Annotated in this window: 8 protein-coding genes; all 8 read left to right on the top strand. The window is 59.2% G+C overall.

All coding sequences use genetic code 11. The features are described 5' to 3' along the window. Window positions 1–105: 105 nt before the first annotated feature. The 8 genes from AVS7_RS12440 (at window position 106) to AVS7_RS12405 (ending at window position 11,067) form a co-directional block, all read left to right on the top strand. Window positions 106–1,788 (top strand): long-chain-fatty-acid--CoA ligase, encoded by a 1,683-nt coding sequence (locus AVS7_RS12440; protein ID WP_024001479.1) that lies wholly within the window; start codon window positions 106–108, stop codon window positions 1,786–1,788. A 53-nt stretch (window positions 1,789–1,841) separates the two neighbouring features. Further along, window positions 1,842–3,050, top strand: a complete 1,209-nt coding sequence (locus tag AVS7_RS12435) for an acyl-CoA dehydrogenase family protein (RefSeq protein ID WP_024001478.1) — start codon at window positions 1,842–1,844, stop codon at window positions 3,048–3,050. Beyond that, window positions 3,047–4,162 carry an acyl-CoA dehydrogenase family protein gene (locus AVS7_RS12430; protein WP_020228726.1) on the top strand — a complete coding sequence of 372 codons (1,116 nt, stop codon included), beginning with the start codon at window positions 3,047–3,049 and terminating at the stop codon, window positions 4,160–4,162. The genes AVS7_RS12435 and AVS7_RS12430 overlap by 4 nt, the downstream gene beginning before the upstream one ends. Window positions 4,163–4,264: 102 nt before the next feature. Continuing rightward, complete coding sequence (locus AVS7_RS12425) at window positions 4,265–5,443, top strand: acetyl-CoA C-acyltransferase (RefSeq protein WP_024001477.1); 1,179 nt, start codon at window positions 4,265–4,267, stop codon at window positions 5,441–5,443. Between the two features lie 106 nt (window positions 5,444–5,549). After that, complete coding sequence (locus AVS7_RS12420; RefSeq protein WP_024001476.1) at window positions 5,550–6,548, top strand: tripartite tricarboxylate transporter substrate binding protein; 999 nt, start codon at window positions 5,550–5,552, stop codon at window positions 6,546–6,548. A gap of 60 nt (window positions 6,549–6,608) precedes the next feature. Further along, window positions 6,609–8,762, top strand: coding sequence for a 3-hydroxyacyl-CoA dehydrogenase NAD-binding domain-containing protein (locus AVS7_RS12415; RefSeq protein ID WP_020228723.1), 2,154 nt, complete (start codon window positions 6,609–6,611; stop codon window positions 8,760–8,762). 214 nt (window positions 8,763–8,976) lie between these two features. Further along, window positions 8,977–9,957, top strand: a complete 981-nt coding sequence (locus AVS7_RS12410; RefSeq protein ID WP_034690840.1) for a tripartite tricarboxylate transporter substrate binding protein — start codon at window positions 8,977–8,979, stop codon at window positions 9,955–9,957. Window positions 9,958–10,098: 141 nt separating this feature from the next. Continuing rightward, the gene (locus AVS7_RS12405; protein ID WP_020228721.1) at window positions 10,099–11,067 is read left to right on the top strand and encodes an IS5 family transposase; all 969 of its coding nucleotides are present in this window, start codon (window positions 10,099–10,101) and stop codon (window positions 11,065–11,067) included. The last annotated feature ends 312 nt before the right edge of the window (window positions 11,068–11,379 follow it).

Genomic DNA, 11,379 nt, shown 5'->3' with positions numbered 1-11,379 from the left:
TCATGCTGGACGTGCAGGTGCAGAACCAGCGCGGCGAAGTCGTGGCCGTCGGCGAAGCGATGGTCGAAATCCCGAATTCCGGCAACTAAGTAGCGGAGCTTTCACGTGCAAGGCACCGATTCGCCTTTCTGGCCCGCAATGGAGCTTGCGTCCCCGAGCGTCCCAGACGCCAGCCTGTATATGAATTTACAGGCGACCGAGAAACGAAGCCCGAACAAGGCTGCCATCATTTTTAATGGTGAGTCGATCGACTACAGCAGGGTGCTCCAACAGGTTGAGCAGCTTGCGGGGCATTTGCAGCAGGTCTGTGGCATCGGGCGGGGGGATCGCGTGGTGCTTTATACGCAGAACAGCCCGCAATATGTCATCGCGTATTACGCCATTCTTCGGGCAGACGCGGTGGTGGTGCCGGTCAACCCGATGAACAAGTCAGATGAACTCTGGCACTGTATTAGCGATTCTGGCGCGACGGCGATCATCACCACCACCGACGTCTATTCGCAGGTTGCCCCGCTGCTTGGCAAGGGTGATTTTTTGCATGCAGTGGTCGGGGCCTACAGCGATGTGCTTGGCGATGTGCCAGAGGGTCGGGCAATCGCAGCAAAAGCGACACCAGATACCAGCCCGCTGAAAGAAGCCGGCGCGGTATTGTGGTGGGACGCATTAAAAGTCGATCGCACCGCCACGCCAGCGATGGCTGGTGGCGACGATCCGGCCGTCATGCCCTATACGTCGGGCACGACGGGCAATCCCAAGGGTTGCCTGCACACACATCGCTCAATCATGACCGGCATTGTCAACAGCGTGGCCTGGCACGGTTTGCGTGACGACGACATCTTGCTGGCAACGGTGCCCATGTTTCATGTCACCGGCATGCAAACAAACCTCAACACACCGGTCTATCTGGGCAACACGGTGGTGATTCTGTCTCGGTGGAGTCCCGCTGCGGCGGTGAAATTAATCCGGCAGCATCAGATCACCCAGTGGACCGCGATTGCCACCATGGTGATTGATCTGTTGTCGCTCGAAGACTTGGAGCTAGACGACCTTCGCAGCTTGCGTTACGTGCGCGGTGGGGGTGCCCCTATGCCGGAAGCCGTCGCCACAAAGCTCCGTGAGCTCTTGGGCCTGACTTATATAGAAGGCTACGGACTTACAGAAACGATGGCGGCCGTGCTTTTTAATCCGCCTCGAAACCCCAAGCTGCATTGTGCTGGTATTCCCATGCAGGGTGTTGATGCACTCATCGTGGAGCCGGGGTCTGTGACTGAACTGTCGCGTGGCAGCGTCGGCGAAATTCTGTTGTCCAGTGGTCAGCTATTCAGTGGTTACTGGAGGCAGCCCAAGGCTGACGCTGAGACCTTTGTTGTCATCGACGACAAAAGATTCATGCGCACCGGTGACCTGGGTTATGCCGATGCCGACGGCTACGTATTTATCGTGGACCGACTCAAGCGAATGATCAACGCCGCCGGGTTCAAGGTCTGGCCCTCAGAAGTCGAAGGCATGTTGTATGCGCACCCGGCCATTCAGGAGGCCTGTGTTGTCGCAGTTCAAGACAGCCATCGTGGCGAAACAGTAAAGGCCTTCATCGTTCTCAAATCGTCCAGCCGCGGCGTAGTGACGGAGGCGGATGTGATCGAGTGGTCGCGCCAAAAAATGGCCGCTTACAAATACCCGCGAATTGTCGAGTTTCGAGAGTCACTCCCTCGCTCGGGGACGGGCAAGGTGATGTGGCGAACGCTTCAAGACAATGAAAACCGCCCTCCTCAACAGTCTGAACGCTGACTGTCTCAGCGCGGCATGAATCCCACTTTGTATATCACGGAGCACGCAGAAGGATGGAACTGAATTTTTCAGCGGAAGAGCAAACCTTTCGCATGGCAGTCCGCACTTGGGTGCGCGAAAATCTCCCCGAAGATCTCGCTCAAAAAGTCCGTATGGGGCACCGTTTGCATGCAGCAGACATTCGGCTCTGGGCAAAAATTCTCGGCAAAAAAGGCTGGCTCGCGGCCAGCTGGCCGAGCCGCTTCGGCGGCCCCGGCTGGACCGGTATTCAAAAGCACCTTTTCGAACGCGAATGTATGGCTGCGGGTGCCCCGCGCATCCCCCCCTTCGGCCCGGTGATGGTGGCCCCGGTGATCATGAAGTTTGGAACAGCCGATCAGCATGCCCGCTTTTTGCCGGGCATCGCGTCGGGCGATGTGTGGTGGTGCCAGGGCTACAGCGAGCCGGGATCAGGCTCTGACCTTGCATCGGTCAAAACCCGCGCCACCCGGACCGGCGACACCTACGTGGTCAACGGCCAGAAAGCCTGGACCACATTTGGCCAGCACGCGGACTGGATTTTTTGCCTAGTCCGGACCAGCAACGAAGGCAAGCCGCAGGCCGGCATTTCATTTCTTCTTATCGACATGCGGTCTCCGGGCGTCACGGTGCGCCCCGTGAAATTGCTGGACGGCGAGCACGAGGTGAACGAGGTGTTTTTCGATGATGTGTCGGTACCCATTGCAAACCTCATTGGAGAAGAGAACCACGGTTGGACTTACGCAAAACATCTGCTCGGGCACGAACGCACGACCATCGCGGACGTGAACAGCGCGCGGCGTGAACTCGAACGCCTCAAACGCATTGCCAAGACCAATGGTGTGTATGACGATTTTCGTTTCAGGGACGAAATCGCTCGCCTTGAAGTGGACATCATCGCACTGGAGATGATGGTCTTGCGCGTGCTTGCCGCGGAAGGGTCTGGGCAGGCGTCGCTCGACGTTGCGGGCCTGCTCAAGATTCGCGGTAGCGAAGTTCGCCAGCGGTACACAGAACTCATGATGCTTGCAGCCGGTCCTTTTGGCATGCCCTTTGTGCCGGATGCGATGGAAGCTGGCTGGCAAGGCGCTTCATTTCCCTTTGGCTTTCCTGGCGGCCATGCCACCAACGCACCGCTTGCGTCGGCGTACTTCAACATGCGCAAAACCTCCATCTACGGCGGCAGCAATGAAGTGCAAAAAAATATCGTGGCTCAAACAGTTTTCGGAAGCTTGCAGGCATGAACTTCAATTTGACAAACGAGCAGGCGCAGATTCGCGAGGCGGTGCGCGATTGGGTCAACGGGAGCTACGGACTATCGCGGCGCATGGACATCGTCAAGGCGGGTGGATTCTCGCGGGTGGCTTATGACGAGCTGGCCGCGCTGGGCATCCCAGGCATTCAGGTGCCCGAGGCCTTTGGCGGGCTCGGCCTGTCCGCAGTCGAGGTGATGCTCACCATGGAGGAGCTTGGGCGCGGCGTGGTACTGGAACCGCTATGTGACGTGCTGGTCGCCGCTGCGACGCTGGTCGCTTGTGGGCACGCCGATGTCAAGTCGGAATGGCTGGCATCCATGAGTGACGGTCGGACTCTGATGGTCACGGCCTGGCAAGAGCGCGGTGCGCGCTACCGGATGAATGCCTGCGAGGCTACTGCGGTCCAAGTGAACGGTGTCTGGCTGCTCACCGGCATCAAGAGCCTGGTGCCAGCTGGAGACAAGGCCGACGCATTCCTCACGCCTGCCATGGTGAATGGCACGATGGCCATTTTTTTGGTGAAGGCCCGTGCTGAACACGTGACGACACATGCTTATGCCACCCAGGACGGCGGGCGGGCTGCGGAGCTTGTGATGGACGGCGCCCCCGCTGAGCTGGTCACGATGGACGGCGCAACGGCCTTGGCTTATGCGTTCGACATGGGCGCGGCTGCAAGTTGCGCCGAAGGTGTGGGTGTGATGGAGCAAACATTGGCCGCAACCGTTGAGTACCTCCACATGCGCAAGCAATTCGGCGTGCCTCTTAGCAGCTTTCAGGCGCTTCGGCACCGCGTAGCCGATATGAAGATGCAACTGGAACTGGCCCGGTCGATGGCTTATTACGCGACCTTGATGCTTGATGCACCCGCTGCTGAACGCCGCATGGCTGTGTCGCGGGCCAAGCACCAACTCGGCAATTCGATGCGCTTTGTTGGCCAGCAAGCCTTGCAGCTGCATGGCGGCATTGGCATGACCGATGAGTATGTGGTGAGCCATCACTTTCGCAGACTCACACAACTCGAATTCGCCTTTGGCGATTCGCCCTACCACCTGGACGTCGTGTCCAGCGGGTTACAGGAAACCGCGGGTGTCTTTGCCTGAGCTGCAACGCAGTGCACCGCACCGCACCGCATCTCACACCGAGTCCGTTGGCCTTGTGACTTTTTTTAATGTCTGCACAAGACGATTTTTGGATAAATATCTATGACCGACGCTGTAATTGTTTCGACTGCCCGTACCCCTATTGGCAAAGCTTATCGAGGGGCCTTCAACGCTACCCACGGCGCCCAACTCGGTGCGCATGTTGTCAACAAGGCGCTCGAGCGCGCTGGTATCGAAGCGGCCGAAGTGGAAGACATCCTGATGGGGAACGCCCGGCCTGAAGGCGCCACTGGCGGCAACATTGCCCGCCAGATCGGCGTGCGTGCCGGTTTGCCAGACACCGTGGCTGGCGCAACCATCAACCGTTTTTGCAGCTCGGGGCTGCAGGCGATCGCGATGGCAGCGCAGCAGATTATTGTCGACAAGACGCCGGTGATCATCGCGGGCGGGCTCGAGTCCGTCAGCCTCACGGTGACAAATCACACACACACCAATCGTCTGCGTGATGAGTGGATTTTGCAGAACCGCCCCGATCTGTACCTCTCCATGATCGAAACAGCGGAAGTGGTCGGTCGCCGTTACGGCATCAGTCGTGACCGCCAAGATGCCTACGGGCTGAGAAGCCAGGAGCGTGTGGCCGCCGCGCAGGCCGCAGGGCGCTTCGCCGCTGAGATTGTTCCGATCACGACATATAAGGACGTGCTCGACAAAGTCAGTGGACAGACCAGCCAAGTCGCGGTTGAACTTGCCGTGGACGAAGGCATTCGCGCGACAACGGCAGAAGGTCTGGCCGGACTCAAGCCCGTTCTGGAGGGCGGCGTCATCACCGCAGGCAACGCCAGCCAGCTGTCAGATGGCGCATCCGCCTGCGTTCTCATGAACGCACGCCTGGCCGAACAGCGCAACCTCCAACCGCTCGGCATCTACCGCGGTTTCACCGTCGCTGGTTGTGCGCCTGACGAGATGGGCATCGGGCCCATTCATGCGGTTCCTCGCTTGCTTTCCCGCGCCGGAATCACCATGGATGATGTCGGTTTGTGGGAGCTCAACGAAGCCTTCGCAGCACAAGTGCTGGCTTGCCAGGATGGTCTGGGCATCCCCGATGAACGCATGAATGTCAATGGCGGCGCGATCGCTATCGGTCATCCGTTTGGTATGTCCGGCGCGCGCATGGTCGGGCACGCGCTCATCGAAGGAAAGCGCAGGGGCGTGCGCTATGTCGTTGTGACGATGTGCGTAGGCGGCGGCATGGGCGCGGCCGGCCTTTTCGAAGTGGTCTAAACACTCGATACACCCTCGGGTGTACGACAGTCGTCGTGATACCGCAATGACGGCTGTTCTTCAGCGAACCAGCGGCAGTCCATCCATAACAACAGTAGGAAGACATATGAAAACTCATTCAAAATTGCGGCTGATGATCGCGGCGCTTGCGTTGACACCCGCAGTCTTGTGGGCCCAGTCCCATGCGCCGATCGACACCAAAAACTATCCGCAGCGGCCCGTGCGCTTCGTCGTGCCTTTTGCCGCAGGCGGTGGCACCGATATCGTGGCCCGCAAGATCGGCAATGAGCTTTCGGCCTCGTTGGGCCAGCCCGTGATCATCGAAAACCGGCCCGGTGGTTCATCGGCGATCGGTATCAATGCGGTAGTCGCCGCACCTGCTGATGGCTACACACTGCTTGTCACGCACAGCTCACCGATCATTCAGAACCCGCTGATTTTCAAGAAGCTGTCATATGACCCGAAGAAGGACTTGACGCCTGTTGTCGAAATCTCGCGAGGCCAACAAGTGTTGCTGGTGAATGCTTCGCTGCCTATCAAGGATCTGAAGGAATTCATTGCCTACGCGAAGTCGCGAGGGGCCGACATGTCCTTCGGTTCATGGGGCGCCGGCACGGTGTCGCATTTTGCGGGTGACTATCTCGGCAAGATCATCGGTACGCAGATGATCCATGTGCCATACCAGGGAACGGCACCGGCCATGCAGGCAGTGATGGGCAACCAGGTGGGCGCTGTGTTCATCGATCCCGCGACCGCAAAGCCGCAGGTCGTTGCCGGAAAGCTGCGCGCTATTGCCGTTGCTGGCGCCAACCGCAGCCCTGCCTTGCCCGATGTGCCGACCTTCAAAGAACTCGGTATGTCGGAGATGGTGCCGTTCGGTGGCTGGATCGGCATCCTGGCACCCGCTGGAACGCCTCCAGAAATTGTTGCGCGCATCTCGGAAAAAACCATGCAGGTGATTAAGCGCGAAGACGTGTTCGCCTGGCTCAATGAGCGCGGCTATGTTCCTAGCCCAGCACCGGCCGCAGAACTCAGCACGGCGATTCAGAACGAGTCAACTCAGTGGAAGCAGATTTTCGAAAGCATCGGTGTTGAAAAGCAATAAACGCTGTGTCCGGTGAGCGGCTTTGCCGCCACGATCGTGTGAGAAAGACGTTAAGAATTCATGAAAAAACTATACGAAACGCATGACCGGATCGCGGTCATCCGGATGGAATCGCCACCTGTCAACAGTCTGGCACACAGCCTGCGCATTGTCGTTTTTGAGGCCTTGGATGCCGCATTGCAAGACGGTGAAATTGACGCCGTCGTTCTCTGCGGCGCCGGGCAGCATTTTTGCGGCGGCGCAGCCATTGACGAGTTCAATCTTCCTGTGCGGGCGGAACCCTCGCTCAAAACAATCATTGACTGTATGGAAGCATCGCCTAAGCCTATCTTGGCCGCGATTCACGGCAGTGCGCTGGGGGGCGGTCTCGAATTGGCGTTGGGGTGCCACTATCGTGTCGCCACGCCGGGCGCTCAACTGGGGTTGCCTGAAATTACCCTTGGGTTGCTTCCGGGCGGTGGGGGCACGCAGCGTCTTCCGCGGCTGGTAGGTGTCGAGGCAGCACTCAAGATGATCCTGAGCGGAGAGCGGCTGGACGGAGCATCGGCCGCGAGGATCGGTTTAGTGGACGATGTGTTGTCGGGCGCAGAAGACGCGGGGAACGAGGTCGCATGCCCTGCTGTCACCTGGCTGCAGAGCCGCCTTGCGGCCCCCTTGCCGGCCCCTTTGTCAAAGAAGGCGGCATGGCCCGATTTGGCGGATGGTGGGAGCGAGTTCTTTGAACAGGCCGCCGCAAAGACCGACAAAATGAAAGGTAACCAGCGCGCTGCGCGCAGTTGTGTGGCGTGTGTGCGTGCCTCGACGGAGATGGATTTCGATCAAGGCCTTGCCTTTGAACGCAGCCGGTTTCTGGAGTTGGTGACCAGTTCAGAGTCCGTTTCCCTTCGGCATCTGTTCTTTGCAGAACGCAAGGCTGCGCGGGTTCCGGGTGTACCTGCCGACCTGCGGCCCGAGGCCATCGCGGAGGCTGCAGTCGTTGGTGCTGGCCTGATGGGATCGGGCATCGCCATGTGTTTTGCCAATGCCGGTATTCCTGTGTGCCTGCTCGAACTCAACGAGGAGGCTCTAAACCGCGGCATGCAGCGCATTGAGAAAACGTATGCCGATTCGGTCGCGAAGGGCCGCCTTGCCCAGGCCGCCATGGACCACCGAATGGGCCTTATCACGCCGACACATCGCTACGAAGACCTGGCTTCGGTGGATCTAGTGGTTGAGGCTGTTTTTGAGGAAATGCAGGTCAAGCAGCAGGTTTTTAGCCAGTTGGATGCCGTTTGCAAACCCGAAGCGATATTGGCGACAAACACATCGCGATTGGACATCGATGAAATCGCGTCGGTTACCCAGCGTCCTGGGCGGATCATCGGCATGCATTTCTTCAGCCCCGCTAATGTGATGCGGTTGCTTGAAGTGGTGCGCGCTCGCTGCACCTCGGATCAAACGCTGACAACGGTCATGCGGGTCGGTCGTTTGCTGCACAAGCTTCCCGTGTCGGTGGGTGTGTGCGATGGTTTTGTCGGCAACCGAATGGTCGCGACCTACTTTCGCGAAGCCGGTTTCTTGCTGGAGGAGGGTGCCAGCCCATCGCAGGTCGACAAGGCCTTGCTGGACTTCGGCATGGCGATGGGGCCATTTGCCATGTCCGACATGGTCGGGCTCGACATCAGTTGGGCAGGCCGCAAGCGCATGGCCGCGACCCGACCGAAGCACCTTCGTTATTCGAAGGTTGCCGATGTTCTGTGCGAATCGGGGCGCCTGGGGCAGAAAACGGGGGCAGGTTATTTTCGCTATGAGCCAGGCTCACGCAAACCGCAGCCCGATCCCGAGGTCGATCAAATAATTGTGCGTTGCGCAGCCGAGGCGGGTATTGCTCGCCGCACGATCCCGGACCAGGAAATTGTTGAACGCATGATCTATGCGCTGGTCAATGAGGGCGCGAAAATTTTGGAAGACGGTGTCGCATCGCGTGCGTCGGACATCGACCTGATCTATGTCAATGGCTATGGATTTCCGGCGTCTCGCGGCGGCCCCATGTTCTTTGCTCAGACGATGGGATTGATGGAAGTCAGCCAGCGGATCCGGACGTTTCATGAAGCCCACGGCTTCTTCTGGGAGCTGTCCCCGCTGCTGTCTGGGGCAGACACAAAGCCCAACGCCCAATGGGATGACCTTACCAATACACAAGGCAAAACGGCGAAGTCGGAGTCTCTGCAATAGGGGACTGATGCAGTCGCACGCGAGGCGCAGCGGAGGCGGGGACATCGGTGTCAGCAACCGGTGACCCCTCTGCCTGCGATGAGCGCGCGATGAAGGTTTGCTGCGAGGCCGACGCAGTGACCACGTCCCTCGGGGGATGCGGAGGGCGCCAAGTCCCGAAGCACCACGCCGCCGGCCGCAGCTGATGGGAAAAGTTACAACCCACGGAGACAAAATGAAAATTTACACAAAACCCCTAAGCATCTTGCTTGCAACGATCAGTTTGCTTGGATTCGGAATGGCAGCCCACGCTGACAGCACTTACCCAAACAAGCCCATTCGCCTCATTGTTCCGCTGGGCGCGGGTGGCCCGACCGACGTCCAGTATCGCAAACTAGCCAACTTGGCATCGAAGGAACTCGGTCAGCCGATCATCATCGAAAATCGTCCTGGTGCCGGGACAACGCTAGGCCCGTCAACGATGGCAAAGATCGACAAACCCGATGGGTACACCGTGGCTGCGGCCCTGGTGCCACTGGTGCGTTATCCACACATGCAAAAAGTCGCTTGGGATCCGTTGAAGGACTTCAGCTGGATCATTGGCCTGGGCGGCTATACGTTCGTGTTCGTTGTGAAGGCAGACTCGCCCTTCAAAACCATGAAGGACCTGATTATCCATGCCAAGGCTCATCCCAACGAATTGTCCATCGGCAACGTTGGTGCGGGCACTTCCCAGCATCTTCTTGGCGAGGCTATTGGCGCCTATTCGGGGGCGAAGTTCACACAAGTGGGCTTCAAGAGTGGACCCGAAAGCATGCAGAACCTGTTGGGCGGCCATATCACGGCGACAGTGGATGCCATCGGCACAGTGTTGCCATCAGTGCGCTCGGGCGATCTGCGCATCCTCATGTCGTTTGACGAACAGCCACGGGCCAATCTGCCGAGTGTGCCAACCGCAAAAAGCCTAGGCTATGACCTCGAGTACCCATCACCCTACGGCTTGGTCGGTCCACACGGCATGTCGCCGCAGGTGGTCAAGCGACTTCACGATGCGTTCAAGGTTGCAGCGGAAAGTCAGGAAAACCGCGAATTGTTGGACACGATCGGACAGACCTATTGGTACCGCTCATCTGCTGACTACGAGGCCTGGGCGAAGAACGCCTTTGTTTCGGAGCGCGCGATGCTCGAAAGGTCCAACCTGCTCATGAAGAACTGAGCCTGCACACATTTCCGCGTGCTGGCGACACATGTCCTCGATTTCGCTGGCAACGATGTTGTTGCTGCGGCTGAACCGGCCGCCCCTTAGGGCAACGCTGATTAAGGTCCACGGCCAGCGAGTGTGAGACGTTATGTAACGATGAAGCAGCAGACCTTGGCAATAGCCGCCGATCAAGGCTCGGGATTCGAGCAATACCGCAAGCCCACGCGGCGCGACGAGTTCCTGCAGACCATGGACGCCATCGTTCCGTGGGCGGCGCTGTGCGAAGTGATCGAGCCGCACTACCCCAAGGCCGGCAACGGCCGCCCTCCCATCGGCTTGGAGCGCATGCTGCGCATCCACTTCATCCAGCATTGGTTCAACTTGGCCGACCTGGCCTGCGAAGAAGCGCTGTACGACAGTGCCAGCCTGCGCCGCTTCGTGGGCATTGATCTGGGTCGCGAGCCGGTGCCCGACGCCACCACCTTGCTCAAGTTCCGCCGCCTGCTCAATAACAACAAGCTCGGTGAAGCCCTGTTTGCCGCAGTGGGAGCACAGCTGCAGGCCCGAGGCTTCAAGGTCAACACAGGCACCATCGTGGACGCCACCATCATTGGCGCGCCCAGCTCGACCAAGAACGCGAACAAGGCGCGCGACCCCGAGATGCACCAGACCCGCAAGGGCCAACAATGGTATTTCGGCATGAAGCTGCACATTGGCGTGGACAGCCAAAGCCGCCTGGCGCACAGCGCCGTGGTCACAGCCGCCAACGTGCATGACAAACACTCGCTGCCCGATCTTCTGCATGGAGCCGAGCGGCGCGTGTACGGCGACTCGGCCTATGCCAGCCAGAAAACGTTGATCGAGGGCAAGGCGCCCAAGGCGCAAGACTTCACGAACCAGCGCACCCGCCGCGGCGGTGTCGTCGATGAGGCAGTGCGGGCCAAGAACCGCAACAAATCCCGCATCCGCGCGCGGGTGGAACATGTGTTCGGCGTGCTCAAGCGGCTGTGGGGCTTTGGCAAGGTGCGCTATCGCGGTCTTGCAAAGAACGCCACAAGGGCGTTCACGGCGCTGGCCAACCTCTACCTGGGCCGGCAACGGCTGATGGCACAGGTGCGCCCATGAGGGCGCCAGACAGGCCCAAAGGCCTGCAAAACAGGCCCGAAGGGCCGCAAGAGAACTCGCCTGGCGACCTGTTTGCCCAAAATAGCGCCGTGTTCGAACCGGATGGGCGCTTTGGCGACACTTGTTCAGCGTTGCCCTAGAGCACCAACCCTTCGATGTCGACATACGCGCGACCAGCCCGGTCGACGACATTTTGGAACTCGTCAAGGCGTTCTGAGCTACCACGCCACCAAGAAAACGTAAGCGTCCGGCCAACCCATCTTGACCGGATGACTACAGGCGCAGCTTGCGCATGGCGGCATTGACGCCATT

The sequence above is a fragment of the Acidovorax sp. MR-S7 genome (assembly GCF_000400995.2).
Taxonomy (GTDB): domain Bacteria; phylum Pseudomonadota; class Gammaproteobacteria; order Burkholderiales; family Burkholderiaceae_C; genus MR-S7.
The sequence above is the reverse complement of the archived record's forward strand: the minus strand, read 5'-3'. Positions and strand labels throughout refer to the sequence as shown.

Excerpts from the sequence above, each read along its gene's own strand:
- AVS7_RS12410 (WP_034690840.1), top strand. The coding sequence starts at position 8,977 with ATGAAAATTTACACAAAACCCCTAAGCATCTTGCTTGCAACGATCAGT.
- AVS7_RS12435 (WP_024001478.1), top strand. The coding sequence starts at position 1,842 with ATGGAACTGAATTTTTCAGCGGAAGAGCAAACCTTTCGCATGGCAGTC.
- AVS7_RS12420 (WP_024001476.1), top strand. The coding sequence starts at position 5,550 with ATGAAAACTCATTCAAAATTGCGGCTGATGATCGCGGCGCTTGCGTTG.
- AVS7_RS12425 (WP_024001477.1), top strand. The coding sequence starts at position 4,265 with ATGACCGACGCTGTAATTGTTTCGACTGCCCGTACCCCTATTGGCAAA.
- AVS7_RS12415 (WP_020228723.1), top strand. The coding sequence starts at position 6,609 with ATGAAAAAACTATACGAAACGCATGACCGGATCGCGGTCATCCGGATG.
- AVS7_RS12430 (WP_020228726.1), top strand. The coding sequence starts at position 3,047 with ATGAACTTCAATTTGACAAACGAGCAGGCGCAGATTCGCGAGGCGGTG.
- AVS7_RS12405 (WP_020228721.1), top strand. The coding sequence starts at position 10,099 with ATGAAGCAGCAGACCTTGGCAATAGCCGCCGATCAAGGCTCGGGATTC.